This is a genomic window from Lentzea sp. NPDC005914 (assembly GCF_040629405.1).
Classification (GTDB): Bacteria; Actinomycetota; Actinomycetes; order Mycobacteriales; family Pseudonocardiaceae; genus Lentzea.
In genome coordinates, this window is sequence record NZ_JBEXVQ010000036.1 from 26,802 (window position 1) to 53,122 (window position 26,321).

A 26,321-nucleotide genomic window follows, 5' to 3' on the forward strand; every position below is an offset into this window, starting at 1 on the left:
CGGATGCCGATGCCGGATTCGGAATTGATTCCGTGCGCGACCGGCTGCTATCAGATTCCCATCGCGATCAACACTCCCGAAGATCCGGTGGAACGCGCCGTGCACCGGTGGTTTCTCGGCCATCACGGCGCATTTCTGGTCTGGAGGTTTCTTTCGGATTCACTCGATCGGTTGATACGCGAGCCTGATTCGCAACTAGTCCGCCTCGCTGCGCTTGGATATGACGCGTACTCGGTGATGCTCGCCTATTCGGGCAGTTGTTCCCGTGAGGTGTACGAGGACGTCATCCGGCCGATGATGATGGCGTTCGACCCGGCGTTCAGCGGGCGGTGGGCACGTGACTACGAGCCCCTGCCCGGTCTGCTGCGCCGGGCCCGTACCGCACTGGGGCCCGTGGCGGCCGAACCTCTTTCCATCGCGAGCAAGGCGAACCTGTTGGCACACATGGAGGTCATGCGCAGACTCGTGCCCGGCGGCAACTCGCTGCTGCGCGAGTCGGGGCGTACCCGCGTGCCCACCAGCGACGCCGAGCGCGCCCGGTTCGACGAGTTCTTCCTCGTCAGCCGGGAGAACGTGTGCGTGAGCCGCTATCGCGCACACCGCGCCGCCGTCCTGTCCGCCATCGGTCACGACCTCGCGAAACACCCACTTCGGGCCGGGTACGGAGAGACACTCAGGACGTTCGCCACCCGACTATGAGAGAAGGCCGCGCGTGAACGACTTCAAGACCGTGGTCATGACCCAGCAGATCTACCGGTACGTGCGCGAGCAGGCGGGCCAGCCCACCGCGGTGCAGGAGAAGCTGATCGCGAGGACGCTGGAGCTCGGCGACTCGGCGGAGATGCAGATCCCGCACGAGCAGGCGGTCCTGCTGTCCCTGCTGGTCAAGCTCACCGGCGCGCAGACCGTCCTCGAGGTCGGCACGTACACCGGGTACTCCACGCTCGCGTTCGCGCAGGCGCTTCCCCCGCACGGCAAGGTCATCACGTGCGACATGTCCGTCGAGTGGACCGCGATCGCCGAGGAGGCGTGGCAGGCGGCGGGCGTGCGCGACCGGATCGACCTCCGGCTCGGAGCGGCCGCGCAGACGCTCGCCGAACTGCCGGACGAGCCGGTCTTCGACCTGGTGTTCATCGACGCGGACAAGGTCGGGTACGTCCACTACTGGGAGTTGCTGGTGCCACGGGTGCGTCAGGGCGGACTGCTGCTCGCGGACAACACGCTCTACTACGGCGAGGCCGCCTCGGAGCAGCCGGAGGGCAACGCCGCCGCCATCGACGCGTTCAACAAGTTCGTGCTGAACGACACGCGCGTGGAGTCGGTGCTGGTCCCCATCGCGGACGGGCTGACGTTCGCCCGGAAGAAGTAGGGGCCGGGCCCGCGGCAGTTGTGAGCATACCGACCGGTCGGTAGGGTGACCTCCAAGTCGCTGACCTGGAGGCGTTCATGGCTCGTTGGGGAATCACGCTGCCGCTGATCGGCGTGCCGGTGCTGGAGCACCGCGCGCTGGTGTCCGAGCTCGCCGGGCTCGGCTACACGGACGTGTGGTCGGCCGAGACGACCGGGACGGACGCGTTCACGCCGCTCGCCCTGGCCGCCCAGTGGTCCTCCGAGCTGCGGTTCGGCCCGGCGATCGTGCCCGTCTACACGCGCGGGCCCGCGACGCTGGCGATGAGCGCGGCGACGATGGCCGAGGTGACCGGTGGCCGGTTCGTGCTGGGCATCGGCTCGTCGTCGCCCGTGATCGTGCAGCGCTGGAACTCGATCCCGTTCGAGGAGCCGTTCAAGCGGACCCGCGACACGCTGCGGTTCCTGAAGGCGGCTCTGGCGGGTGAGAAGGTCACGGCCGAGTACGACACGTTCAAGGTCTCGGGCTTCAAGCTGGAGCGCCCGCCCGCCGAGAAGGTGCCGATCATGCTGGCGGCCCTGCGGCCGAACATGCTGCGCCTGGCCGGTCGTGAGGCCGACGGCGCGATCACGAACTGGCTGGCCGCGACCGACGTGGCGCAGGTGCGCGAGGAGCTCGGCGACTCGGAGCTGGCCGCGCGGATCTTCGTGTGCCCGACCGAGGACGCCGACGCCGCGCGGGCGCTGGGACGCATGCTGATCAGCACCTACCTGACCGTGCCCGCCTACGCGGCGTTCCACGACTGGCTGGGCCGCGGCGAGGCGCTGCGCCCGATGCACGAGGCGTGGGCCGCCGGCGACCGCAAGGCCGCCTCGAAGGCGATCCCGGACGAGGTCGTGGACGCGCTGATCGTGCACGGTTCCGTCGACGAGTGCCGGGCGCGGGTCGCCGAGTACCAGACCGCCGGTGTCGACACTCCGATCATCGCGCTGCTCCCGACCGGTGGCGACCAGGTGGAGCAGGTACGCGCCTTGGCCCCCAAGGCCTAGCCGTGCCCAGCGCGACCGAGCAGAAGATCATCGCGGCGGCCGTGCGCCTGTTCGCGTCGCAGGGCTACGACGCGACTTCGGTGCAGGAGATCGTCACGGCCGCGCAGGTGACCAAAGGCGCGCTGTACCACTACTTCCGCGCGAAGGACGACCTGCTCTTCGAGATCTACCGGCTGCTGATCACGTCCCAGTCCGCCGACATGGACCGGATCATCGGCCTCGGACTGCCGGCCGCTGCCACGGTCCGGGAGATTCTGGGCAGTCTGGTGGTCTCGACGGCCGAGCAGGTCGACGAGACCGCTGTGTTCGTGCGCGAGTTGCACCGGCTCGGCGAGGACCGGATGACCGAGTTCCGGGCCGAGCGGCGCCGCTACCACGAGACGTTCCTCGCGGTGATCGAGAAGGGGCAGGCGGACGGGGAGTTCAGCTCCGTCGTGCCCGCGGACACCGTGGTGCGGATCGCGCTGGGCGTCGTGAACCAGCTGCCCATGTGGTACCGGCCGGACGGGCCGAAGCCGCCTTCCCAGCTGGCAGCCGAGATCGCGGACTTCGTGCTCGCGGGGCTGTCCGAGTCGTCCGGCGACGGAAAGGATCCGGAAAGGGCGGCGTGATCGACTACGGGCATGGACCTGTTGTTCGCGACCATGCCCGGCCACGTCGCACCGCTGTTGCCCATCGCCCGCGCTCTGACGTCGCGCGGTCACCGCGTGCGCTGGTGCACCGGCCGTGTGTTCGCCGACAGGATCACCGCCACCGGCGCGGAGTTCGTCGCGATGGACCCCTCGATCGACCACCTGGGACGCAACGTCGACGAGTTGTTCCCCGAGCGCACCAAGCTCAACGGCGTCGCCCTGGCACGGGCACCCGGCAGCGCGACCTTGGTGCCGTCGTCGCCGGACACCGCGACCGGTCCGAGCAGGTGGAAACGCATGGCGGGCAGTTTCCCATGTGAGCGCGTCCACGGGTTCTGACCTGCGAATCAAGACGGGAGAAAGGGATTCCCGGCAGGCTGGCGGCATGAAACTCGGTCTCGCCCTGCCCCAGTACGGCGTGTTCGCCGACCCCTCCGCCACGCTGCGGGTCGCCGCCGAGGCGGAGGCCATGGGCTTCGACAGCCTGTGGGTGTCGGACCGGCTGCTGCTCCCGGTCGCGCCGCGCGACCGGTACATCACCCCGGACGGCGTGATCCCGTCCGCCTACGAGAACTTCCTCGACCCGCTCACGCTGCTCGCCGCCGTGGCGACGACGACGTCACGGGTGCGGCTCGGGACCAGCACGCTCAACGCGTTGTGGCAGCCGCCCGCGTTGCTCGCGCGCACCGTGACGACCCTGGACCAGCTCAGCGGCGGCCGGATCGACCTCGGCATCGGCGTCGGCTGGATGCGCGACGAGTACCAGGCGGTGGGCGTGCCGTGGGAAGGCCGTGGCGCGCGGCTGGAGGAGACCCTGGACGTGCTGGACGCCTTCTGGTCCCACGACGTCGTCGCGCACGAAGGTCCCTTGTGGACGGTGCCGGAGTCGCTGGTGAAGGCCAGGCCGGTGCGCCGGCCGCCGGTGCTGCTCGCGGGCCTGGTGCCGCCGGCGCTCACCCGCGTCGCGCGGCGGGCGGACGGCTGGCTCGCCGTCGGTCTGCCGTTGCCGATGCTTCAGGCCACGATCGCGTCGATCAGGCAGCAGGCCGAGGCGTTCGGCCGCGATCCGGGTGCGCTGCGGTTCCCGTTGCGGATCAACCCGCACATCACAGCGGAGAAGGCTGATCCGGCGCACGTCCCGCACGTCGGCACGATCGGCCAGTTCGCGGACTACGTGCGGCGCGTCGAGGGTGTCGTGGACGAGGTGTTCGCCGACTTCCAGCTGACGGCGAACACCGTCGACGAGTACCTGGACCTGGCGCGAGCGTGGAGGGGGCAACACCCCGCTGCGCACGGCACGGTCCCCGGGCCGGTCACCGATTCCTGAGTGCCGCCAGCGCCTTGTCCGCGTGGGAGTTCATCGAGAACTCGCTCTTGATCACCTCGATGACCTCGCGGTCGACGTCGATGACGAAGGTGTGCCGCTTGACCGGGATCGGCCCGAACCGCCGCTTCACCCCGAACTGCTCCGCCACCTCGCCGTCGACGTCGGAGAGCAGCGGGTAGTCGAAGTTGTTCAGCTCCGCGAACTGCTTCTGCTTCGCGACGTCGTCGGTCGAGATGCCGACGCGCTGTGCCTTCGCCTCTTCGAACTCGGCGGCGAGGTCGCGGAAGTGGCAGCTCTGCGCGGTGCAACCGGCCGTCATCGCGGCGGGGTAGAAGAAGAGCACGACCGGGCCGTTCTCGAGCAGCTCGGACAGCTTGCGGTCGGTGCCGTCCTGGTCGGGCAGGGTGAAGTCGGGGGCGAGGTCGCCGGGCTTCATGGATCTCCAATACGCTCTAAAACCGTGACCAGCATGTCCGATGTGGCCAAGGCTGCAGGGGTGTCCGCTGCGACGGTATCGCGGGCCCTGCGCGGCGAACCGGGCGTGTCCGAGGCGACGCGGCAGCATGTGAGCGAGGTCGCGCGGCGGATGAAGTACGCCATCGCGCGCGACGCCTCGTCTCTCGCCGGTGGCCGCAGGTACGCGATAGCGGTGCTGACGTCCGAGGTCAGCCCGGTGCTGGCCGGTGCGGAGGGCGCGCTGCGGCAGGCCGGGTACGACGTGCTGCTGTACGTGCTCGGCGACTCCGAGTCGCGGTCGAAGTTCTTCGGCGAGCTGCCGCTGGGGCGCCGTGTGGACGGAGTGCTTCTTCTGTCCATGTCTTTGACAGAGGCTGAACAGACCGCGTTGGAGTCGCTCGAGGTCCCGCACATCACGGTCGACGACGCCGATCTCCGGCACGCGGTGCAGACGGCTGTCTCGCACCTGGTCGCGCTAGGGCATCGGGACGTCGCGCTGGTGCTCTCGGACGGCGTGGACGAGGGGTACGACGAGATCCTCGCCGCGGCCGGGCTGGAGGTCCGTCCGGAGTGGACGGTCTGGTGCTCGCCGACCGTCGACGGCGGCGAGCAGGTGGTCGACGTGCTGCTCGACGGCGAACGCCTGCCCACGGCCGTGATCAGCTCGAACGGCGCGGCGGCGCTGGGCATCTACCTGCGCATGCAACGGGACGGGCGCGCGGTGCCGGACGAGGTGTCGATCGTGTCGCTGGACGGGCAGGAGCTCACCAGGGTGGTCGGGCTGACCGCTGTGGAGGGTGCGGCGAAGGAACAGGGGGAGCGGGCGGTCGCGGACCTGTTCACGTTGATCCGCGGCGGGGAGATCGAGCCGGCGGAGCACCACGTGCGGCTGGTCGTGCGCAACTCGAGCGGGCCGGTCAGCACGGCGTGGGGCGACTGAGGCCGGTTCGGGCACCGAGTTCCACCGGTGCGCAGGGATGCGTCTGTCCTTCGAGCGGTCCGTCGATGTACGTCGCGGTGCGGAAACGGATGCGCGGGGCCTGTCGCACGTGGTCCAGGTTGTACTGCGCAACTCGCCCATCCACCGCACCGAGCAGCAGCCGTCCGACCACGTGCACGCCGGGACCGTAGGGTGGGCACATGCCCGCCGAAGAGCGCCTGACCGAGTTGCCCGCGCTGCCGACGACGCCCGGCTACGCCCACGCGGTCGCGGTCACCGGGAAGCTCGCCTTCATCTCCGGCCAGGTCGCAGTCGACGCCCAGGGTTGCGTGGTCGGGGTGGACGACCTGGGCGCCCAGACGCGGCGGGCGTTGAGCAATCTTCATCACGTCATCCAAAATCTCGGCGCCGACTGGTCGGATGTCATCAAGTTCACCTGGTATGTGCTTGATGCGTCGGAGGTTCAGACCATTCGTGATGTGCGCGACGAGATTCTGAGGCCCGCGCTGGGCGAAGTGCCCAACCCCGCGAGCACGTTGGTTCAGGTCGCCGCGTTGTTCGGGCCCGATTTTCTGGTCGAGGTCGAAGCGGTGGTCGCCATTCCCGGCGAAGCATCGGATGTCTAAGGGAATGAACCTGAGAGTGTGCGTCCCATCCGGCCTGCACCCATCGGGTGACCAGGGACCATTTGCTCTGGTAATAAGCACCGAGCTGTGACATAGCTTGTATCTGTGGAGGAGTTGGTGGCGCGACTGGCGGACGCCTGGGGCGTTGCCACTCGGTACGAGAACGCGGACCAGCAAGAGGTCGTCGTCGACACCGAGGTCGTCGTCAAGGTCCTCGCCCAGTTCGGTGTTGACGCGTCCACTGAGGACTCGGTCGCCCGTGAGCTGGCATTGGTCGAACAACGCCGCGCGGAACAGGTCCTCCCGCCCACGATCGTCATCCGCGAGTACGAGACGTACGACCTGCGCGGGCCGGCCACCGTCGAGCTGGAGGACGGTGACACGTTCGAGGTCGAACGTCACCTGCCGGACTCGCTGCCGCTGGGGTGGCACCGGATCGTCACGGACAAGCAGACGATCACGCTGGCCGTCGCGCCCAGGACGCTCCCGGACGTCCCCCGCACCTGGGGCTGGATGCTGCAGCTCTACGCCGCCCGCTCGAAGGACTCGTGGGGGATGGGCGACTTCGCCGACCTCGCCACGATCGCGCGCCGGTCGTCCCTGGAGCTCGACGCGGGCGTGGTGCTGGTCAACCCGGTGCAGGCGCCGTCGCTGACGCACCCGGTCGAACGCTCGCCGTACTCGCCGACGAGCCGCCGGTTCGCGAACCCGCTGTACCTGCGCATCACCGACACCGCGGAGTTCCTGCAGGCCTGCCCGCGCACCCGGCAGCTGATCCGCGACCTGCGGCCCGACCACCAGGACCTGATCGACTACGACGCGATCTGGGACGCCAAGCGACAGGCGCTGGAGCTGTTGTTCCCCGGTGGCGACATCGAGATGGACGCCGACCTCCGGGCCTTCGCCACGTACTGCGCACTGGCCGAGGTCCACGGCAAGGACTGGCGCACGTGGCCCGCGGATCGTGCGGACGCGGCTCCCGAGCGGGTCGCGTTCCACGCCTGGCTGCAGCACCTCTGCACCCGCCAGCTCCAGGACGTCCGGCTCGCCGCGCACGAGGCCGGCATGGCCGTCGGCGTCATCCACGACCTGCCGGTGGGGGTCTCGCCGGGCGGCGCGGACACGTTCGCGGACCCGGACGTCTTCGCCATCGACGTGACGGTCGGCGCGCCACCCGACGCGTTCAGCGCGGACGGCCAGGGCTGGGGCCTGCCGCCGTGGCGCCCGGACAAGCTCGCCGAGACCGGCTACCGCCCGTTCCGCCAGGTCCTGCGCAGCGTCCTGAAGCACGCCGACGGCATCCGCATCGACCACGTCGCGGGCCTGTGGCGGTTGTGGTGGATCCCGCCGGGCGAGCCGCCGTCGCGCGGCACCTACGTCTACTACGACGCCGACGCGATGCTCGGCGTGCTGGCGCTGGAGGCCTACCGCGCCGGTGCCGTCGTCGTCGGCGAGGACCTCGGCACGGTCGAGCCGGTCGTCACGAAGACGTTGCAGGAGAACGGCATGCTGACCAGCGCCGTCCTGTACTTCCAGCGCGACTACTACGCCGAGGGCCACCCGCTGATCCCGCCGTCGCAGTGGAACCCGAACCAGATGGCCAGCATCTCGACCCACGACCTCCCGACCGCGGCGACGTTCTTCGCGGGCCCCGACGGCCCTGACTTCGACGAGCTGATGCGCCAGGAGGGCATCGACTCCGCGGACCGGGTCGCGGGCGCCCACGAACTGCTCGCGCAGGCACCCTGCGCGTTGGTCCTGACTTCACCTCAGGACGCTCTGCGGGAAACCCGGCAGCCCAACGTGCCGGGCACGATCGACGAGCACCCGAACTGGAGAATTCCCCTGCCCGTGGCATTGGACGATCTCTTTCCCCGCGTCCGGGACATCACCCGTCCCCTGCGCAGCCGGGAAAGATGAAACTTTTGCGTAACGGCAGGTCACGTACCTGCGGAGTACTGTAAGGCCGTCACCCGACGGCGGACGACGAACGTTTTGGAGGTGGCGTACCCAATGAGCTCAGCCGTGAGCACGCGGACACCAACCGGCGTGCTTGAACTGGCCGTCGAGCAGGTCCTCGCTTCGGTGAGGCCTGCGGCACTCGGCGACCCGGTGGTCGGGGCACGGCGCGCGGAGGAATCCCTGCGTGACGCGCTGCGGGACGCAGGACCCGTGGACGACAACATCGCTCTGCAGCACGCGCTGGCGTGCGCGGAGGCTGCTTGCGAACACCTGAAGTACGTGGAGATCCAGGAAGCACGCACGTTGCTCACGGCCGCACGTGGGCAGCTGGTACTTGCACACGAAGGAGTATGACTGCACCCGGTAGTCGCCTGTCGGTGACGATCACGCGTTCGAATTAAGCCGCTCCCACCCTCGTGAGAACCTTCGAGTGACGGGCCCGAATTCGTCGGTGCCCGCTCGTAGGGTTCAGGTGTGATCGTCCACCAGGCCTACCGGTTCGCAGCGGACCCGACCTCGGCACAGGCGCGGACTCTGTCCGCGCACTGCGGTGCCGTGCGTCGGGCTTTCCGAGGTTCAGGTCGACCCGCAAACCGGCACGCCGGCACAGCCCGCGTCCGTCGGCCGCGGTCCGCCTCGAAGGTAGGCGCTGGTACCGCGCTCGCACCTGTGAGGTGTGGCGCGAGGGACCTGTCATCAGTCCGGCCGGACGCCGTAGTGGGCGTGGGCGTGGGCCCACTCACCTGGCACGTGCGTCCACACCTCCGCGCCGCCACCGCAGGTCGTCCCGGTCGAGCGCTGACTCCGGGTTCGCCGCGGTTCGTCGGCAACTGGCGTACAAGACGCGGCGGCGGGGTAGTCGTGGTCGTGGCCGACCGCTCGTTCCCTTCGCCGAAGACCCCCTGCACGAGGACAGGTGGCTGTGACGCGGTCAGACCGGGTCCCGATCCACCGGTTGGAAGCCCGGCCGGTGTGAGTCGGATACGGTCATGTTCGGTAGCTACCTGTTCGTGAGGAGCATTGTGCGACCCTGGCCTGGTACGCCCTACCCGCTTGGCGCCGGGTACGACGGCGTAGGCACCAATTTCGCCCTGTTTTCGGAGGTCGCGGAGTACGTCGAGCTCTGTCTGTTCGACGAGGACGGCACTGAGACACGCGTGAGGCTGCCGGAGGTGGACGGGTTCGTCCACCACGGTTACCTGCTCGGCATCGGCCCCGGCCAGAAGTACGGATACCGCGTGCACGGCCCGTACGACCCGTCACGGGGCCAGAGGTGCAACCCGAACAAGCTGCTCATCGACCCGTACGCCAAGGCGATCGCCAACGGGCTGTCGTGGGACCAGGCGCTGTACGGGTACAACTTCGGGGCGGAGGACGAGCGCAACGACACCGACTCGGCGCCGCACGTGCCGAAGTCGGTGGTGGTGAACCCGTTCTTCGACTGGACGAACGACCGGTTGCCCAGGACGCCGTACAACGAGAGCGTCATCTACGAGGCGCACGTTCGCGGCCTCACGATCGACCACCCCGAGATTCCGCCGCGCCTGCGGGGCACGTACGCGGGGCTCGCGCATCCGGTGATGATCGACCACCTCCTCAAGCTGGGTGTGACGGCGGTCGAGCTGATGCCGGTGCACCAGTTCATCAGCGACCACACGCTGGCGGAGCGCAGGCTCAGCAACTACTGGGGTTACAACACGATCGGCTTCTTCGCGCCGCACGACGGTTACTCGGCGTTGCCGTTGAACCAGGTGCAGGAGTTCAAGGGCATGGTGCGGGCGCTGCACCAGGCCGGGATCGAGGTCATCCTCGACGTCGTCTACAACCACACGGCGGAGGGCAACCACCTCGGGCCGACGTTGTCGATGCGCGGGATCGACAACGAGTCGTACTACCGGCTGGTGGAGGACGACCCGAAGTTCTACATGGACTACACGGGCACCGGCAACTCGCTCAACGTGCGCTCGCCGCACACGTTGCAGCTCATCATGGACTCGCTGCGGTACTGGGTCACCGAGATGCACGTCGACGGGTTCCGGTTCGACCTCGCGGCGACGCTGGCCCGCGAGTTCTACGACGTGGACCGGCTGGCGACATTCTTCGAGGTCGTGCAGCAGGATCCGGTGGTGTCGCAGGTCAAGCTGATCGCGGAGCCGTGGGACGTCGGGCCCGGCGGGTACCAGGTCGGCAACTTCCCTCCACTGTGGACGGAGTGGAACGGTCAGTTCCGGGACACGGTCCGGGACTTCTGGCGCGGTGAGCAGGCGACGCTCGGCGAGTTCGCGTCGCGGATCACCGGCAGCAGCGACCTCTACCAGGACGACGGGCGCAGGCCGTACGCGTCGATCAACTTCGTGACGGCGCACGACGGGTTCACGCTCAACGACCTGGTGTCGTACAACGAGAAGCACAACGAGGCCAACGGCGAGAACAACCAGGACGGCGAGAGCCACAACCGGTCGTGGAACTGCGGGGTCGAGGGGCCGACCGACGACGAGGAGGTCCTGGCGCTGCGGGCGCGGCAGCGGCGGAACCTGATGGCGACCATGTTGTTGTCGCAGGGTGTGCCGATGATCGTGAACGGTGACGAGTTCGGGCGCACGCAGCACGGCAACAACAACGCGTACTGCCAGGACAACGAGGTGTCGTGGGTCGACTGGTCGCTGCTGGAGACCAACGCCGAGCTGGTCGAGTTCACGGCGGCGCTCGCCCGGTTCCGCAAGGCGCACCCGGTGTTCCGGCGCAAGCGGTTCTTCGCGGGGCGGCCGATCCGCAAGGGCGAGGAGCTGCGCGACATCGCGTGGTTCACGCCGTCCGGTGAGGAGATGACCGAGCAGAACTGGGGGGACGACTTCGGCAAGTGCGTCGTCACCTTCCTCAACGGTGAGGGCATCCCCGACCTCGACTCGCGCGGGATGCGGGTGGTCGACGACTCGTTCCTGCTGGCGTTCAACGCGCACTACGAGGACATCGAGGTGACGCTGCCCGACGCCGAGTACGGTCCTGAGTGGACGGTGGTGGTCGACACCACGACCGGCAAGGTCGGTGACGGTGCCAAGCCGATCGTCGCGGGCGGCCAGCTGACCCTTACCGCGCGGTCGCTCGCCGTGCTGCAGAGGGTGGGCTGATGGGCGCGCCTTTCTCCACGTACCGCGTCCAGCTCACCCCGGATTTCACGTTCGCCGACGCCGCCGGCGTCGCGGACTACCTTGCGCGCCTGGGAGTCGGCGCGCTGTACGCGTCGCCGATGCTCGACGCGCGCGAAGGGTCCACGCACGGCTACGACGTCGTGGACCCGACCCGTGCGCGGCCTGCGCTGGGTGGCGACGAGGGTCGCATCGCGCTGCAGAAGAGCCTGGCGGAGCACGACCTCGGGCTCGTGGTCGACATCGTGCCGAACCACATGGTCGTGCCGAATCCGTGGTGGGAGGACGTTCTCGAGAAGGGCCAGGCCTCGAAGTACGCGCGGTACTTCGACATCGACTGGTCGTCGGGCAAGGTCCTGCTGCCGGTGCTCGGGGAAGACGCCGAGGACGACGTCCACGAGCACTACCTGAAGGTGGACTGGCGGCGCGGCAACAGCGAGCTCAACTACCGGCGGTTCTTCGACATCACCGAGCTCGCGGCGGTGCGGGTCGAGGACCCCGAGGTGTTCGAGGCGACCCACCGCGAGGTGTTGTCGTGGGGCGTCACGGGGTTGCGCGTCGACCACCCGGACGGACTGGCCGATCCCGGCGGTTACTTCCGGCGGCTGCGCGAGCACTTCGACGGATGGCTGGTCGTCGAGAAGATCCTCGGCCCGGACGAGCAGTTGCCGCAGAGCTGGCCGGTCGACGGCACGACGGGCTACGACGCGTTGCGCGAGGTCTGCGGTGTGTTCATCGCGCCCACCGACAGGTTCGCCGCCAAGACTGGTTCGGCGGCCTTCCACGAGGTCGAGCACGCGTCGCGGCAGCAGGTCGCGGACTCGATCCTGGTCGCCGAGGTGCGCCGGATCGCACGGCTCGTGCAGGGCGTCGAGTTCGAGGACGCGTGCCAGGCCGTCGCCGAGGTGATGGTCAACTTCCCGGTGTACCGGTCGTACCTGCCGGAAGGCTCGCACCACTGGGAGGCCGCGGTGCGCAAGGCCAGGTCGCCCGCGGTGCGCGCGCTCGACGAGCAGGTCAGGGCCGATCCGCGGGGCGAGCTGGCGACCAGGATTCAGCAGACGTCCGGCATGGTCGTCGCGAAGGGTACCGAGGACACGGCGTTCTACCGGTACACGAACTTCGTGGCGCTCAACGAGGTCGGCGGCTCGCCGGACCGGTTCGGCATGCCCGTCGAGGAGTTCCACCAGCGCGCCCAGGCCCGTGAGGCGCAGACGCCGGCCGCCATGACCGCGCTGTCGACGCACGACACCAAGCGGTCCGAGGACGTTCGCGCGCGGCTCGCGGTGCTGGCCGAGATACCGGACGAGTACCTGGCGTTCGAGGCCGCGATGACCGAGAAGCACGGCATCTCCGAGCCGACGCTGAACAGGCTCGCGTGGCAGTCGCTCGTCGGCGCCTTCCCGATCACCGAGGAGCGCCTCGGTCAGTACCTGGAGAAGGCGTCCAGGGAGGCCAAGGTCAAGACGTCCTGGGTCGACCGGAACGCCGAGTTCGACGCCGAAGTGGCCGCGTGGCCCGCGAAGGTGCTGAACGAGCCAGAGGTCGCCGCCTTCGCCGAACGGGTGAAGGCGCCCGGCTGGTCGAACGCGCTGGGGCAGAAGCTGGTCCAGCTCACCGCGCCGGGCGTGCCGGACATCTACCAGGGCACCGAGCTGTGGGACTTCTCGCTCGTGGACCCGGACAACCGCCGTCCCGTCGACTACGCGGTCCGCGCCGAGCTGCTGGACCGCATCGAGAACGGCTGGCTGCCGGAGGTCGACGACTCGGGCGCCGCGAAGCTCCTGGTCGTGCAGAAGGCGTTGCACGTCCGCAAACGCGGTCTGCACGGCTACCGGCCGCTGCGCGCCGAAGGTCCGGCCGCCGAGCACGTGCTGGCGTTCGAACGATCCGGCGTGATCGCGGTGGCCACGAGACTTCCGGTCGGGCTGGCGCGCAAGGGCTGGCAGGACACGGTTCTGCCGCTGCCGGGTTCGAAGTGGACGGACGTGCTGACCGGGCGGCCGTCGAGCGAGGACCTGTCGTCGCTGCTCGGCACGTATCCGGTGGCACTGCTGGTGCGGGGGGACGAGTGAGCTTCTCGGTGTGGGCGCCGACGCCCGAGTCGGTGCACGTGCGCGTCAACGGCTTCGACCACGAGATGAAGCGCGACGGCGACTGGTGGCACTCCGACGCCGAATCGCCGGCAGGGACGGACTACGCGTTCGTCATCGAAGGCCAGGCGTATCCGGACCCGCGGTCGCTGTGGCAGCCCAACGGCGTGCACGAGGCGTCCCGCGTCTACGCGCACGACTTCGAGTGGACCGACCAGAGGTGGACGGGCCGGACGCTGCAGGGCGGCGTGATCTACGAGCTGCACATCGGCACGTTCACCCGTGAGGGCACGTTCGACGCGGCGATCGAGAAGCTCGACCACCTGGTGGACCTCGGCATCACGTTCGTCGAGGTCATGCCGGTCAACAGCTTCGACGGCACCGAGGGCTGGGGCTACGACGGCGTCCTGTGGGGCGCGGTGCACCACCCGTACGGCGGCCCGGACGGGTTCAAGCGGTTCGTCGACGCCTGCCACGCGCGAGGCCTCGCCGTGCTGCTCGACGTCGTCTACAACCACCTCGGACCGTCCGGTGCCTACCTGGACAAGTTCGGCCCGTACTTCGCCGGGCGCAACGAGTGGGGCCCGGGGCTGAACCTGGACGGGCCGCACTCCGACGAGGTCCGCCGGTACGTGATCGACAACGCCCTGCAATGGCTTCGCGACTTCCACGTCGACGGGCTCAGGCTCGACGCCGTGCACGCGCTGGCGGACCGGCGCGCGGTGCACGTCCTCGAAGAGCTGTCCGCCGAGGTGGACGCGCTCTCGGCCAGGCTCAACCGGCCGCTCAGCCTGATCGCCGAGTCCGACCTCAACGACGCGAGGCTGGTGACCGCGCGCGAAGGCGGCGGGTACGGCCTGCAGGCGCAGTGGTCCGACGATCTGCACCACTGCCTGCACGTCGCGCTGACGGGCGAGACCTTCGGCTACTACGAGGACTTCGCGGCACCGGGAGCGTTGAAGAACACGCTGGAGAAGGTGTTCTTCCACGCCGGCACCTGGTCGTCGTTCCGCGAGAAGCACCACGGCAAACCGGTCGACACGGCGTTGGTCCCCGGCTACCGGTTCCTCGCCTACACCCAGAACCACGACCAGATCGGCAACCGCGCGACCGGCGACCGTCTACCCGCGACGGTCTCCACAGGAAAGTTGTTGTGCGCGGCGGCGATCGTGCTCTGCTCGCCCTACACGCCCATGATCTTCATGGGGGAGGAGTGGGCGGCGAGCACGCCGTGGCAGTTCTTCGCGTCCTTTCCGGACCCGCAGCTGGCCGAGGCCGTCCGCACCGGACGGCGCAGGGAGTTCGCGCGGCACGGCTGGGGGGAGTCGGACGTACCGGACCCGATGTCACCGCAGACCGTCGAGAACTCGCGGCTGAACTGGGACGAACTGGTCGACGGCGACCACGCAAAGGTGCTGGAGACGTACAAGGCGCTGATCGCGTTGCGCCGCTCCCGCCCGGAGCTGGCCGATCCGCGGTTGGACAGGTTCGTGGTGGAGCAGGACGGGCTTTGCTTCACGCTGCACCGCGGGACGACCCGCGTGGTGGTGAATCTCGGCACAACGCCCGTCCCGCTGCCTCAGGGCGAAGTGCTGCTGACCTCCTCGGCGAACCCGTCGTCGCTTTCTCCCGCGTCGTTCGCGGTCGTCGCGTCGATGTGATCCCACAGCATCTGGTCGATCGGTTTCACCGTCCGGCCGAGGTGCGCGTGCACGAACGCCGCCACCAGCCGGTCTGCGGCGACGTGCAGCTTGATGTTGTGGTGCTGGGAGATGTGGACCAGCAGTCCGAACGCCTGCTGGGGTGTGCAGGGCTTGCGTGCGGCGATCAGGCCAGTGGCCTGCCCGATGACGGTCCGGGACGCCAGAGCTTTGCGCAGCCCTGCCACCTCGGCCTCGAGGGCGGTGATTCTCGCGGACGACACCGCCGGCTCCTTTCACGTCGTCTGGTCACAGCGGCATGCCGATGTGACGACGGTGCTCGGGAGCTCTCGAAGGGGCGGGACACACCCAGAGCAAGCCGTCTCATCGGCTTGCGGCTGGGTTCTCAACCGCGAGTGATCACCTTATCAACTGTTTGGCACGGTGCTCGCGGGGTAACCAATCCATGTAGCTGACGTCCACTGAAGGAGCCTGATCCATGGGTGCCGACGACAAGTTCAGCAACAAGGCTGAAGAGATGAAGGGCCGCGCCAAGGAAGCTGTCGGCGACGCCACGGACAACGAGCAGTGGCAGGCCGAGGGCCGCGCCGAGCGCGCGAAGGCCGACATCAAGCAGGCCGGCGAGAAGGTCAAGGATGCCTTCAAGTCCGACAAGTAGGACAGCATCCGCCGCCCAGTTCGTCCCCGAGGGGAAGGGCTGGGCGGCGCTGCGTTCTGCCGCAGCCGAGTGCCGCGGGTGCGACCTCTACAAGGACGCCACCCAGACGGTCTTCGGCGAGGGCCCGATCCGGGCCTCGCGGCTGATGATGGTGGGGGAACAGCCAGGCGACCGCGAGGACGTCGAGGGCCGCGTGTTCGTGGGCCCGGCCGGACGGTTGCTGGACAAGGCGCTGGACGCCGCCGGCATCGCGCGTGACGAGCTCTACCTCACGAACGCGGTGAAGCACTTCAAGTTCACCCAGCGGGGCAAGCGCCGGATCCACGAGCAGCCGCGCAGGTCCGAGGTGCTGGCGTGCCTTCCCTGGTTGCGCGAGGAGCTCCGCGTCGTCAAGCCGCGGCTCGTCGTCGTGCTGGGAGCGGTGGCGGCGAAAGCGTTGCTGGGGTCGTCGTTCAAGCTGACCGAGCACCGCGGCCAGGTGCTGGAGGCCGACGGGCTGCGCATCGGGGTGACCGTGCACCCGTCCGCCGTGGTGCGGGCCGAGAACTTCACCGAAGCCTTCGAGGCGTTCGTGGCGGATCTCAAGGCCCTGAAGAAACAGCTTTGAAATGGGACAACCCCCGGACGACTCCCGCGCTAGCGGGCCGAGCGGGACCAGCGCTCGAAGTCCGGGGGCCGGGTGGCTGCCTTGGTTTACGACTAGGCGTCACCGAGGGCGGTCCTAGCGGACAGCCACCTCACGAGTCCTGTAGCTATACAACTTTGGACCACCTCCTCTCTTGTGTACGACGAACCTATGTCGTGATCCGTTGGCGTCGCAACGGAGTTTTCGGCCAGGTTCGACTTGCGCGTTTCGCGTAGAATCCGCGGTCATGGTGCGCATTCCCCTGACCTCGACTGAGCGGGAGCGCGGCAGGCGGCTCGGACAGTTGCTGCGGGACGCCCGCGGCGAGGAGAGCATGGTCGAGATCGCGGCCCGCGCGGGCTTGTCGGCCGAGACCGTGCGCAAGATCGAGACGGGACGTGCTCCCACGCCGTCGTTCTTCACGATCGCCGCGCTGGCGAGCGCTCTGGGCATCTCGCTGGACTCCATCACCGAACTGCTGGCGCCGCAGAGCCGCTCGGCCTAGCTACCAGGCGACCGGCAACGCCAGTGGGCCCCGCATGGCCAGGCCGGTCCGCCACCGCACGTCCTCGGCCAGCCGCAGTCCGGGGAACCGTGCGAGGATCGCCGTCAGCGCGACCTGCAGGTCCATCCGGGCGAGCTGCGCGCCGATGCAGTGGTGCGGTCCGTGCCCGAACGTCAGGTGCCCCTTGGCATTGCGGGTCACGTCGAACCGGTCGGGGTCGGGGTACTGGCGCGGATCGCGGTTGGCGACGTGCTTGGCGAGCAGCACGGCCTCGCCCGCCTTCACCGTGCCACCGCTCAGTTCCACGTCCTCCAGCGCGTACCGCGGCAGGATGTCCGAGACCTCCTGCGCGGGAATCCACCGCAGCAGCTCCTCCACGGCACCGGGCATCAGCTCCGGCTTGGCGCGAAGGAGTTCGGCCTGGTCGGGGAACTGCAGCAGGGTGTAGACGGAGTTGCCGATGTGGGCCGCGGTGGAGTCGTACCCGGCGCCCAGCAACAGCACGGTGAGCTGCACCAGTTCGTCCGCGGTGAGCCGGTCGCCTTCCTCCTGCGCCACCACCAGCGCACTGATCAGGTCGTCTTCCTGGCGCACACGGCGTTGTTCGGCGAGCCCCGCGAGGTAACCCGCCAGTTCGCCCACCTTCGACAGCTTCTCCTCGTCGGTCATCGCGGTGACCGACATGAACGCGGCGGCGAGGTCCTGGAAGTGGTCGCGGTCCTCGTAGGGCACGCCGAGCAGGTCGCAGACCATCAGTCCGGGCAACGGAACCGCGTACGTCGTCACGAGATCTGCCGGTGGACCGGCCTTCTCCAGGTCGTCGAGCAGCTCTTCGGCGAGTCGTTCCGCGTTGGCCCGCAACTGCTCGACGCGGCGCACGGTGAACGCGTGCGCCAGCAGCCGGCGCAACCGGGTGTGGTCGGGCGGGTCGAGGTCGGTCAGGATCGCGCCCATCCGCTGCGGGCCCATCCTCGGGGTGTCCCGCACGGCGGCCTGCGCGAGGCTGAACCGGGCATCGCTCATCGCCAGGCGCACGTCGTCATATCTGGTGAGCAGCCAGCCTTCTTCACCGTGGGGAAGCTGGACGCGCGCGAGTGGTTCGTCTTCACGCAGCCTGCCGTACGTCGGGTCGATCTCCAGCCCGTCCACCGGACCGAACGGATAGGAACGCGCAGTCATGGGCATCCTCCAGAGCTCGCGGCGGAGGGCAATCATGCGCGTCGCGGGAGCGTGATCACTACCGTCGCGTCTTGAATCGCTTTCAGAGCAACGTGAGTACGACCGGACCGTCGGCGGTGATGGCAACGGTGTGCTCCACATGGGCGGCGCGCGATCCGTCGTCCGTCCGCAGCGTCCAGCCGTCCTCGTCGGTGCGGAACCAGTCGCGGCCGCCCGCGTGCAGCATCGGCTCGAGTGCGAGAACCAGGCCGGGCACCAGTTCCATCCCCTCGCCGGCGCTGCCCTTGTTGGGAACGAACGGTTCCTCGTGCATCTCCCGGCCGATTCCGTGCCCGCCGTGGAAGGCCAGCTGTCCGTAGCCCGCGGCACGCGCGACCTCGCCGATGGCGTGCGAGATGTCGCCGAGCCTGCCGCCGGGCCGGGCGGCCTCGATGCCCGCCTGCAGGGCGCGTGTGGTGCAGTCGATCAGCGCCAGGTCGGCCGGCGCGGCCTCGCCCACCACGAAGCTGATGGCGGCGTCACCGGTCATGCCGCCGAACTGGGCTCCGCAGTCGATGCTGACGAGATCGCCTTCCCGCAGCGGGAGCGGACCGGGAATGCCGTGCACGACGACATCGTTCACGGACGCGCAGATGACGCCGGGGAACGGGGAAGGAGCCCACTTCGGGTGGTAGTCGAGGAACGGTGACGTCGCGCCGGCACCGAAGATCACCTCGCGGGCGATCTCGTCCAGGTCCTTCGGCGTGACTCCGGGTGCGGCGGCGGCCTGGCAGGCGGCGAGGGCCTGGGCGACGACGCGACCTGCCTCGCGCATGACCTCGAGATCGGCGGCCGACTTCAGTTCGATCACGGTATAACTTTACCGGTCATGGCAACTGGTAAACGGTTTCATCCGAGGCTTGACTGGCCTTGACCGGGTGTGAGGGCCGTCATAGGCTGCGCTCGGTAGGTACACCTCCGATCTTTGTTCGCAGCCGCCCGCGGACGTGAAGGGTGTTCTGTGGATCTGTCGCGGCGCGGACTGCTCGGTGGGGTTGTGGCTGGGGCGGCGCTCACGGCGTTGCCGGTCAAGGCCGAGGCCGCCGATGAGGGCGCTGGTCCCGGCATCACGGGGTGCGCCCCGAGGATCGACTGGGAGCGGTTCCTCGGCGAGCAGGACCTGGTGTGGCAGCGGATCCCGCGAGCCTGGTACGAGGGTCCGTTCCTGGGCAACGGGTTTCTGGCCACCGCGATGTACCGCGAGCCGGGTGCGAACGCCGTCCGGTTCACCGTCGACCACGCGAAGGTGCAGGACCACCGGCCGCAGTTCGGGAACGAGTGGGGAGTGGCGCGGCTGCCGGTCGGGCGGGTGCTGCTGACGCCCGTCGGCAAGATCACCGGCGTCGACCTCAGGCTGGACCTCTGGAACGCCGAGCTGCGAGGCAAGATCGTCACGGACAAGGGCGAGCTCGCGGTCAGGTCGTTCGTGCACGCCGAGAAGTCGTTGCTGTACCTCGAAGTGCGGCCTTCGGGCGGTGAACGTGATTTCAAGCTGGAGTTCCTGGCACTGGACGCGCTGAGCCCGCGGATCATCCGCGAACCACCGCCCGCGACGTTTCCGCTCAACCCCAAGCCGGTCACCCGCACCGAGAACGAGCTCACGCTCGTCACCCAGGAGATGGTCGCGGGCGGTCAGACGGCGACGGCGTACCGGGTCAGGAAGCTGCACGGCCGTACGGAACTGCTGCTGTCAGTAGAGCACTCGTTTCCCGACCGCAGCGCCGAGGCGGCGGTCAGGGAGGCGGTCACCAGGGCGTCGATCCCGGAGGTGCTGCGCTACCAGCACCAGCAGTGGTGGCATCGCTTCTACCGCAAGAGCTTCGTGTCCGTGCCGGACGCGTTGATGCAGAGCTTCTACTGGATCCAGCTGTACAAGCTCGCGTCGGGCGCGCGGCGAGAAGCCCCGATCATGCCCACCACCGGGCCGTGGCTGGAGCCGACGCCGTGGCCGTCGGTGTGGTTCAACCTCAACGCCCAGCTGGAGTACTGGGCCGTGCTCGCGTCCAACCACCTCGAGCTCGACCCGATCCCGCGCACGATCTCGCAGAACCAGCAGATCCTCGTCGACGCGCTGAGGCCCGAGTTCCGCGCCGACTCGATGGGGTTGCGGCGCAGCACCGACCCGACGTTCCAGGACGCCGGGTTCGTCGGCTCGCCGCTGCACCCCTCGCCGGACCCGGAGATCGGCAACCTGCCGTGGTTGCTGCACAACGCGTGGCTCAGCTACCGGCACACGATGGACGAACGGATCCTCAGGGACACCGTCTTCCCGGTACTGCGCAGATCCACCAACTACTACCTGCACTTCCTGCACAAGGGCAACGACGGCAGGCTGCACCTGCTGCCCTCGTACTCGCCCGAGTACGGCGTCGCGCCCGACTGCAACTTCGACCTCGCACTGCTGCGCTGGTCGTGCCGGACCCTCATCGACAGCGCCAAGATCCTCAAGATCGACGACCCGCTGGCGGCGAAGTGGCAGGAGGTGCTCGACCAGCTCGTCGAGTACCCGGCGGACGCGGGCGGGTTCATGATCGGCACCGGGGTGCCGTTCGCGAAGTCGCACCGGCACTACTCGCACATGCTCGCGGTCTACCCGTTGCACGAGGTCAACTGGGAGCAGCCGGAACGCCGCGACCTCATCGAACGCTCGCTGAAGCACTGGCTGAGCTTCGAGGGGTCGTTGCGGGGCTTCACCTTCACCGGCGCCGCCTCGATCGCCGCCCAGATGACCCGCGGCGACGAGGCGTTGAAGTACCTGCGGGAGTTCGTCGCCCGGTTCGCCCAGCCCAACACGATGTACTTCGAGGCAGGTCCGGTGATCGAGACGCCGTTGAGTGCCGCGAAGTCGTTGCAGGACATGCTGATCCAGAGCTGGGGCGGGCTGATCCGGATCTTCCCGGCGGTGCCGCCCGTGTGGCAGGACGTCACGATCCACGACACCCGCACCGAGGGCGCGTTCCTGGTCAGCGCGGTTCGCCGGCACGGCAAGACGCGGTTCGTGCGCGTGCACAGCGAAGCCGGGCAGCCGTGCCGCATCCGGACGGGCATCGAGGGCCGCATCGAGGTGCGCGGCTGCACCAGGTGGAGCGTCAAGGACGGCGTGGTCGAGCTGCAGCTGCGGCGCGGCCAGGAAGCGCTGATCCACGCTCGCGGCGAGCGCGACTTCACGATCGCGCCGGTCCGGATCAGCGAGCCCGGCAGGCGCTGGGGCCTGCCCGCGTTGCCGCCCGGTGGCAGCGCCGTCCCGGTGGACATCAGCGCGGCACTCGACAACGACGGCCTCTCCAACGAGTTCACCAGCCGTGACGGCGACTTCGACGGCCTCGGCAACACCTACCCGGCCGCGCAGCTGCCGCAGACCGGGTCGGTGACCGACGACAGCGTCCTGTTCGAGTTCCACAACGGCGACGAGGCGAGCAAGAACAACGTCATCGCCGCCGGGCAGACGCTGGCCGTGCCCGCAGGGAAGTACGTGAAGCTGCACCTGCTCGCTGCCGCGGACACCAACAACGTCGAGGCGGACGGCGCGGTGAACTACGCCGACGGTGCAGCGACCGCCCGGTTCCGCGTGACGGCCTGGCAGCAGCGGCCGCAGTTCGGTGAGTCGGAACCCGTTGCCACGACGCTGATGCACACGCCGACGGGTCCGGTGCAGAAGCAGGTGTCGATCTTCCACCAGACGATCGAGCTGGATCCGTCGAAGGACCTCGCGTCCGTCACCCTGCCCAAGACCGCCGGCCCGCGCCTGCACGTCTTCGCGATCTCGGTGGAGAAGCCCAAAGCCTGACCGTCACCCGCCGCCGCCCGAGGAGTGATCCGAAGGAGGCAAGACGATGGCAGAACTCTCCCGTCGCGGCGCCATCACACTCGGCGCCGCGGGGGCGCTCGCGCTGGGGATGGCACGGCCCGCGTACGCGGATCCGGCGATCCAGGCCGACTGGGCGTTGAAGTGGAACCCGACGCCCTCCGGTGACGGCCTGAAGGCGTTCGAGGGCCTGGAAGACGACCGGGCGGGCTCGCACAAGGGCACCAAGCACATCTACGTCGAGGACGACCACTGGCGCTTCGACATGCACACCCGCGACCGCGACGGCTCCGACCGGCAGCGCAACGAGTGCAAGGGCATGCGGTCGGGCGGCACCACGCACAAGATCGGCAAGGACCAGACCTGGAAGATCACCTACCAGGCGTTCTGGCCGTCCTCGCTGACCGCGACGACCCGGTTCACGCACATCATGCAGATGAAGGTGCAGGACGTCGGCGGTCCACTGTGGACTTTGACGCCGCGGGCCAAGGACAAGCCGACCTTGACGATCCTGACGTTGAAGGACAACGACGCCAACACCGAGCACGTCGTCGCCGACTGGACACCGTTGCAGAACAAGTGGATCGACGTCGAGTTCGAGTTCAAGGCGTCGAACTCCGGCGGTCACCTCGCGTGGCTGTTCAAGGACGCGGGCACCGTCGTCGGCCAGGGCAGGGCGACCGACGTGGACCTGTGGCGGGACAAGAACTACCTGCGCCCGAAGTGGGGCATCTACCGGAGCATCGAGAGCTCCGGTCTGCAGAACACCTATCAGCTCATCCGCAACTACAGGGGATACAAGTGGGAGTGAGATCTCTGCTGACGGCGGTGGCGCTCGTCGCCGCGTCCGTGGCCGTACCAACCGCCCAAGCCGATCCGATCGTCGAGGCAGATCCGACGCTGGCGTTGACCCCGCCGATGGGGTTCAACAACTGGAACACGACGGGCTGCAACATCAACGAGCAGATGATCCGCGACATGGCGGACATCTTCGTGACCAAGGGCCTGAAGGACGCGGGCTACCAGTACGTGAACGTCGACGACTGCTGGGCGGACCTCACCCGCGACCCGGAGACCGGGCGGCTGCGCAACCACCCGACGCGGTTCCCCAGCGGCATGAAGGCGCTCGCGGACTACATCCACGCGCGCGGCCTGAAGTTCGGCATCTACACGAGTGCGGGCACCCAGACCTGTGCGAAGACGATGCCGGGAGCACTGGACCACGAGGAGCTCGACGCGCAGACGTTCGCGGACTGGGGCGTCGACTACCTCAAGTACGACAACTGCAACAACGAGGGCCGGCCCGCGCTCGAGCGCTACACGAAGATGCGGGACGCGCTGAAGAAGACCGCCCGCCCGATCGTCTACTCGATCTGCGAATGGGGCCAGAACAAGCCGTGGGAGTGGGGCAAGGACGTCGGGAACCTGTGGCGCACCACCGGTGACATCAACGACACCTGGTCCAAGACCGTCGAGATCCTCAAGTTGAACGCGCCGCTGGACGCGTACGCCGGGCCTGGGCACTGGAACGACCCGGACATGCTCGAGGTCGGCAACGGCCAGCAGTCGACGATCGAGTACCAGAGCCACTTCGCGCTGTGGTCGATCATGGCGGCGCCGCTGCTGATCGGCGCGGACCTGCGCAAGGTCTCGGCAGAGCACTTCGACATCCTGCGCAACAAGGAGATCATCGCGATCGACCAGGACAAGCTCGGTGTCCAGGGCAAGGTGATCTCGCAGAAGGACGGGCAGTGGGTGTTCGTGAAGCCGCTGGCCAACGGGGACAAGGCGGTGGCGCTGTTCAACGAGTCCGAGGTGAACGCGACGATCTCGACCTCCGCGCGCGATCTCGGGTTGCCCCGGAGCATCGGCTACACCGTGCGAGACCTGTGGCAGCACAAGAACTTCCAGTCCGCCGGCCAGATCTCGGCCGCGCTGCCGCCACACGGCACGGCGATCTTCCGGGTGAAGGCGTCGCAGGACTGGTACCAGCACGAGCCGGCGATCGACACACAGCTGGACATCCCCGCGCAGATCCCCGGGATTCCGAGCACGATCACGCCCGCCGGTGAGCCGTTCGTGGCCACCGTGACGGCGACCAACCAGGCGCCGATCCCGGTGTTGAACGCTTCGACGACGTTCACCGCGCCCGCCGGGTGGAAGGTCGAGAAGATCTCTTCCGAGCGTGCTCCGGTGTTGCTGACCTCGCAGTCGGTGCAGGGCAAGTGGAAGGTGACGCCGCCGGCCGGGGCGATGCCGGGGTCGCACGTGCTGAACGGCTCGTTGAGCGTCACGTGGGTCGGGCACGGGAAGCTGTCGCGGCCGGTGAACTCGGCCGTGCTGGTGCCGGTCGCGCCGCCGTCCGGTGCGTCCCTGTGGGCCAGCGACGTCAAGTTCACCACCGAACGCAGTGGCTACGGGCCCGTGGAGCGCGACAGGTCCAACGGCGGCTACGTCGGCGGCGACGGCAAGACGTTGACCATCAACGGCAAGACGTACGAGAAGGGGCTCGGCGCGCATGCGAACGCCGAGCTCATCCTCTACGTCGGTGGCCGGTGCAGCTCGTTCACCTCCGACGTCGGCATCGACGACGAGCGGGACGTGAACCAGCTCGGTTCAGCGATCTTCCAGGTCTACGCGGACGGCACGAAGGTCGCCGACAGCGGGTTGCGCACGTGGAAGGACGACGCGGTGACGCTGACCGGGTCCTTGGCCGGAGCCAAGTTCCTGCGGCTCGTGGTCAACGACAGCGGTGACGGTGTCAGGTTCGATCGGGGAGACTTCGCCGGCGCGAAGCTGACCTGCTGAGTGCTACCAGCGCGATGACCGCGACGAGCACGCCCGTGGACAGGATCTGTGCGCGGGCCTGCTCGTCGTTCAGCATCAGGACGATGATCGCCACGATCGCGGCGAGCGCGAGCCAGGACAGGTACGGGTAGCCCCACATCGGAACGGCCGGGTTCTCGATCGTGCGGCGCATCCGCAGCTGCGAGACCGCGATGAACCCCCAGACCACCAGCAGCGCGGAGCCGACGGCGTTGAGCAGCAGGAGGAAGACGGTGTCCGGCCAGAGATAGTTCAGCACCACCGAGAAGAACCCGAAGGCGACACTCGCCAGGACGGCGTTCCTCGGGACGCCGTTCTTCTTGTTCAGCAGGGCTTTCGGGGCTTCGCCGCGTTCGGCCAGCGAGCAGAGCATGCGGGCGGCGCCGTACAGGGTGGCGTTGATGGCGCTGAGCAGCGCCACGAAGATCACGACGTTCATGATCTGCGCGGCCGCCGGGATGCCGAGCCGGTTGAGCACCGCCACGTACGGGCTGGCGCCGACCTCGGAGTCGTTCCACGGCAACAGGGTCACCACGACCGCCATGGAGCCGAGGTAGAAGACGAGCAGGCGGGTGATCGAGGTGCGCACCGCCTTCTTGATGGCGTGCTTGGGGTCCTCGGCGTCCGCGGCGGCGATGGTGACCACCTCGAGGCCGCCGAAGGCGAAGACGACGGCCATGAAGCCGGCGACCACGCCGCTCCAGCCGTGGGGCAGGAAGTCCCGCAGGTTGCTCACGCCGGGGGAGTCGACGCCGGGGAACAGGCCCGCGATGGCGGCCGCGCCCAGAACCAGGAAGAGGACGATCGCGGCGATCTTGAGGCCCGCGAACCAGAACTCGAACTCGCCGAAGTTGCGAACACTGGTCAGGTTGACCGCGGTGAGAGCGGTCATGAAGATCAGCACCCAGGCCCACTGCGGCACGGCCGGAACCCAGCCGGACGCGATCTTCGCCGCGCCGGTGGCCTCGACCGCCAGCACGACACCGACCGTCGCCCAGTAACACCAGCCGACGGTGAAGCCCGCCCACGGACCGATCGCCTTTTCCGCGTGCACGGAGAAGGCGCCACCGCTGGGGTGTTCCGCGGCCATTTCTCCGAGCATGCGCATGATGAGCAGCGCCAGAAATCCGGCGAGACCAAATGAGATGAGGACGGCCGGTCCGGCCACCGCGATGCCGGCGCCTGTCCCGACGAACAGACCGGCGCCGATGACGCCGCCCAAAGCGATCATGGTCACGTGGCGTTGTTGCAGGTGAGTCACGCTCTCCAGCCCCGTTCGAGTGTGCCGATGGCGGCCCGATAGTGAGTTCATGGCGGCGGAGAGTCAAATCATGTGATCGGGGTTACATCTCAATCAAGTGAGGTTGAGGACGATGAACTCGCCCAAGGGAGTATTACCGCAACTCGACACGTTTTCCAGTGCGCTCGAGCGTTACTCGGACTG

General features: G+C 68.4%; 24 protein-coding genes. 19 read left to right on the forward strand and 5 right to left on the reverse strand.

What is annotated here, in order from left to right; all coding sequences use genetic code 11:
* The first annotated feature begins 3 nt into the window (after positions 1-3).
* The 6 genes from ABZ345_RS37190 to ABZ345_RS37215 all read left to right on the forward strand — a co-directional run bounded on the left by ABZ345_RS37190 (position 4) and on the right by ABZ345_RS37215 (position 4,356).
* Positions 4-699, forward strand: coding sequence for an L-tyrosine 3-hydroxylase (locus tag ABZ345_RS37190; RefSeq protein WP_359859356.1), 696 nt, complete (start codon positions 4-6; stop codon positions 697-699).
* Between the two features lie 13 nt (positions 700-712).
* On the forward strand, positions 713-1,369 hold the full coding sequence (locus ABZ345_RS37195; protein WP_359859358.1) for an O-methyltransferase: 657 nt from the start codon (positions 713-715) through the stop codon (positions 1,367-1,369).
* A 77-nt stretch (positions 1,370-1,446) separates the two neighbouring features.
* Complete coding sequence (locus tag ABZ345_RS37200) at positions 1,447-2,397, forward strand: LLM class F420-dependent oxidoreductase (protein ID WP_359859360.1); 951 nt, start codon at positions 1,447-1,449, stop codon at positions 2,395-2,397.
* Between the two features lie 2 nt (positions 2,398-2,399).
* Positions 2,400-3,008 (forward strand): TetR/AcrR family transcriptional regulator, encoded by a 609-nt coding sequence (locus ABZ345_RS37205; protein WP_359859361.1) that lies wholly within the window; start codon positions 2,400-2,402, stop codon positions 3,006-3,008.
* Positions 3,009-3,020: 12 nt separating this feature from the next.
* The gene (locus ABZ345_RS37210; protein WP_359859363.1) at positions 3,021-3,368 is read left to right on the forward strand and encodes a hypothetical protein; all 348 of its coding nucleotides are present in this window, start codon (positions 3,021-3,023) and stop codon (positions 3,366-3,368) included.
* A gap of 46 nt (positions 3,369-3,414) precedes the next feature.
* Positions 3,415-4,356, forward strand: a complete 942-nt coding sequence (locus ABZ345_RS37215; RefSeq protein WP_359859365.1) for a TIGR03619 family F420-dependent LLM class oxidoreductase — start codon at positions 3,415-3,417, stop codon at positions 4,354-4,356.
* Here ABZ345_RS37215 and ABZ345_RS37220 read toward each other — a convergent pair.
* Positions 4,343-4,792 carry a peroxiredoxin gene (locus ABZ345_RS37220; protein ID WP_359859367.1) on the reverse strand — a complete coding sequence of 150 codons (450 nt, stop codon included), beginning with the start codon at positions 4,790-4,792 and terminating at the stop codon, positions 4,343-4,345. The two genes, ABZ345_RS37215 and ABZ345_RS37220, sit on opposite strands and share 14 nt — an antisense overlap.
* 33 nt (positions 4,793-4,825) lie before the next feature.
* On the opposite strand from ABZ345_RS37220, the gene ABZ345_RS37225 reads away from it, so the two are divergent.
* From ABZ345_RS37225 to treZ, 7 genes are all read left to right on the forward strand, one after another.
* Positions 4,826-5,752, forward strand: a complete 927-nt coding sequence (locus ABZ345_RS37225) for a LacI family DNA-binding transcriptional regulator (RefSeq protein WP_359859467.1) — start codon at positions 4,826-4,828, stop codon at positions 5,750-5,752.
* A gap of 200 nt (positions 5,753-5,952) precedes the next feature.
* Entirely contained in the window at positions 5,953-6,378 is a 426-nt protein-coding gene (locus tag ABZ345_RS37230; RefSeq protein ID WP_359859369.1) for a RidA family protein, read from the forward strand.
* A gap of 105 nt (positions 6,379-6,483) precedes the next feature.
* Positions 6,484-8,298: a 4-alpha-glucanotransferase gene (locus ABZ345_RS37235; protein WP_359859371.1), complete on the forward strand. Its 1,815-nt coding sequence runs from the start codon at positions 6,484-6,486 to the stop codon at positions 8,296-8,298.
* 93 nt (positions 8,299-8,391) lie between these two features.
* Positions 8,392-8,694: a hypothetical protein gene (locus ABZ345_RS37240; RefSeq protein ID WP_359859373.1), complete on the forward strand. Its 303-nt coding sequence runs from the start codon at positions 8,392-8,394 to the stop codon at positions 8,692-8,694.
* 668 nt (positions 8,695-9,362) lie between these two features.
* The gene (gene glgX, locus ABZ345_RS37245) at positions 9,363-11,468 is read left to right on the forward strand and encodes a glycogen debranching protein GlgX (RefSeq protein ID WP_359859375.1); all 2,106 of its coding nucleotides are present in this window, start codon (positions 9,363-9,365) and stop codon (positions 11,466-11,468) included.
* Positions 11,468-13,561 carry a malto-oligosyltrehalose synthase gene (gene treY / locus ABZ345_RS37250; RefSeq protein ID WP_359859377.1) on the forward strand — a complete coding sequence of 698 codons (2,094 nt, stop codon included), beginning with the start codon at positions 11,468-11,470 and terminating at the stop codon, positions 13,559-13,561. The genes glgX and treY overlap by 1 nt, the downstream gene beginning before the upstream one ends.
* The gene (gene treZ, locus ABZ345_RS37255; protein WP_359859378.1) at positions 13,558-15,240 is read left to right on the forward strand and encodes a malto-oligosyltrehalose trehalohydrolase; all 1,683 of its coding nucleotides are present in this window, start codon (positions 13,558-13,560) and stop codon (positions 15,238-15,240) included. The genes treY and treZ overlap by 4 nt, the downstream gene beginning before the upstream one ends.
* On the opposite strand, the gene ABZ345_RS37260 is transcribed toward treZ, so the two are convergent.
* A complete protein-coding gene (locus ABZ345_RS37260) occupies positions 15,159-15,503 on the reverse strand; it encodes an ANTAR domain-containing protein (RefSeq protein ID WP_359859380.1) in 345 nt (114 codons plus the stop codon). The two genes, treZ and ABZ345_RS37260, sit on opposite strands and share 82 nt — an antisense overlap.
* A 215-nt stretch (positions 15,504-15,718) precedes the next feature.
* Between ABZ345_RS37260 and ABZ345_RS37265 the strand changes: the two genes are divergently transcribed.
* The 3 genes from ABZ345_RS37265 to ABZ345_RS37275 all read left to right on the forward strand — a co-directional run bounded on the left by ABZ345_RS37265 (position 15,719) and on the right by ABZ345_RS37275 (position 17,028).
* Complete coding sequence (locus ABZ345_RS37265) at positions 15,719-15,898, forward strand: CsbD family protein (RefSeq protein ID WP_045315929.1); 180 nt, start codon at positions 15,719-15,721, stop codon at positions 15,896-15,898.
* Positions 15,876-16,505 (forward strand): UdgX family uracil-DNA binding protein, encoded by a 630-nt coding sequence (locus tag ABZ345_RS37270; protein WP_359859382.1) that lies wholly within the window; start codon positions 15,876-15,878, stop codon positions 16,503-16,505. Before ABZ345_RS37265 ends, ABZ345_RS37270 begins: the two co-directional genes overlap by 23 nt.
* Before the next feature lie 265 nt (positions 16,506-16,770).
* Positions 16,771-17,028: a helix-turn-helix transcriptional regulator gene (locus ABZ345_RS37275; RefSeq protein WP_359859384.1), complete on the forward strand. Its 258-nt coding sequence runs from the start codon at positions 16,771-16,773 to the stop codon at positions 17,026-17,028.
* On the opposite strand, the gene ABZ345_RS37280 is transcribed toward ABZ345_RS37275, so the two are convergent.
* Together ABZ345_RS37280 and map are read right to left on the reverse strand one after the other, a co-directional pair.
* Positions 17,029-18,207: a cytochrome P450 gene (locus ABZ345_RS37280; protein WP_359859386.1), complete on the reverse strand. Its 1,179-nt coding sequence runs from the start codon at positions 18,205-18,207 to the stop codon at positions 17,029-17,031.
* Positions 18,208-18,289: 82 nt separating this feature from the next.
* Positions 18,290-19,057, reverse strand: a complete 768-nt coding sequence (gene map, locus ABZ345_RS37285; protein WP_359859387.1) for a type I methionyl aminopeptidase — start codon at positions 19,055-19,057, stop codon at positions 18,290-18,292.
* A 150-nt stretch (positions 19,058-19,207) separates the two neighbouring features.
* Between map and ABZ345_RS37290 the strand changes: the two genes are divergently transcribed.
* Genes ABZ345_RS37290 through ABZ345_RS37300 form a run of 3 tightly spaced genes read left to right on the forward strand, consistent with a single transcriptional unit; the run spans position 19,208 to position 24,859 of the window.
* Complete coding sequence (locus tag ABZ345_RS37290) at positions 19,208-22,033, forward strand: glycoside hydrolase family 95-like protein (protein ID WP_359859389.1); 2,826 nt, start codon at positions 19,208-19,210, stop codon at positions 22,031-22,033.
* 46 nt (positions 22,034-22,079) lie between these two features.
* Complete coding sequence (locus ABZ345_RS37295) at positions 22,080-22,862, forward strand: Tat pathway signal sequence domain protein (RefSeq protein WP_359859391.1); 783 nt, start codon at positions 22,080-22,082, stop codon at positions 22,860-22,862.
* Positions 22,859-24,859 (forward strand): NPCBM/NEW2 domain-containing protein, encoded by a 2,001-nt coding sequence (locus ABZ345_RS37300; RefSeq protein WP_359859393.1) that lies wholly within the window; start codon positions 22,859-22,861, stop codon positions 24,857-24,859. The genes ABZ345_RS37295 and ABZ345_RS37300 overlap by 4 nt, the downstream gene beginning before the upstream one ends.
* Here the strand turns inward: ABZ345_RS37300 and ABZ345_RS37305 are convergent.
* A complete protein-coding gene (locus ABZ345_RS37305) occupies positions 24,813-26,138 on the reverse strand; it encodes an amino acid permease (protein ID WP_359859395.1) in 1,326 nt (441 codons plus the stop codon). The two genes, ABZ345_RS37300 and ABZ345_RS37305, sit on opposite strands and share 47 nt — an antisense overlap.
* Positions 26,139-26,321 lie beyond the last annotated feature (183 nt).

What these genes read in the sequence shown, in the direction of transcription:
- ABZ345_RS37225 (WP_359859467.1), top strand. Translation starts at nt 4,826, where the DNA reads ATGTCCGATGTGGCCAAGGCTGCAGGGGTGTCCGCTGCGACGGTATCG.
- ABZ345_RS37265 (WP_045315929.1), top strand. Translation starts at nt 15,719, where the DNA reads ATGGGTGCCGACGACAAGTTCAGCAACAAGGCTGAAGAGATGAAGGGC.
- ABZ345_RS37270 (WP_359859382.1), top strand. Translation starts at nt 15,876, where the DNA reads ATGCCTTCAAGTCCGACAAGTAGGACAGCATCCGCCGCCCAGTTCGTC.
- ABZ345_RS37210 (WP_359859363.1), top strand. Translation starts at nt 3,021, where the DNA reads ATGGACCTGTTGTTCGCGACCATGCCCGGCCACGTCGCACCGCTGTTG.
- ABZ345_RS37200 (WP_359859360.1), top strand. Translation starts at nt 1,447, where the DNA reads ATGGCTCGTTGGGGAATCACGCTGCCGCTGATCGGCGTGCCGGTGCTG.
- ABZ345_RS37295 (WP_359859391.1), top strand. Translation starts at nt 22,080, where the DNA reads ATGGCAGAACTCTCCCGTCGCGGCGCCATCACACTCGGCGCCGCGGGG.
- ABZ345_RS37215 (WP_359859365.1), top strand. Translation starts at nt 3,415, where the DNA reads ATGAAACTCGGTCTCGCCCTGCCCCAGTACGGCGTGTTCGCCGACCCC.
- ABZ345_RS37280 (WP_359859386.1), bottom strand. Translation starts at nt 18,207, where the DNA reads ATGACTGCGCGTTCCTATCCGTTCGGTCCGGTGGACGGGCTGGAGATC.
- treY (WP_359859377.1), top strand. Translation starts at nt 11,468, where the DNA reads ATGGGCGCGCCTTTCTCCACGTACCGCGTCCAGCTCACCCCGGATTTC.
- ABZ345_RS37240 (WP_359859373.1), top strand. Translation starts at nt 8,392, where the DNA reads ATGAGCTCAGCCGTGAGCACGCGGACACCAACCGGCGTGCTTGAACTG.
- ABZ345_RS37275 (WP_359859384.1), top strand. Translation starts at nt 16,771, where the DNA reads ATGGTGCGCATTCCCCTGACCTCGACTGAGCGGGAGCGCGGCAGGCGG.
- ABZ345_RS37190 (WP_359859356.1), top strand. Translation starts at nt 4, where the DNA reads ATGCCGATGCCGGATTCGGAATTGATTCCGTGCGCGACCGGCTGCTAT.
- ABZ345_RS37230 (WP_359859369.1), top strand. Translation starts at nt 5,953, where the DNA reads ATGCCCGCCGAAGAGCGCCTGACCGAGTTGCCCGCGCTGCCGACGACG.
- ABZ345_RS37220 (WP_359859367.1), bottom strand. Translation starts at nt 4,792, where the DNA reads ATGAAGCCCGGCGACCTCGCCCCCGACTTCACCCTGCCCGACCAGGAC.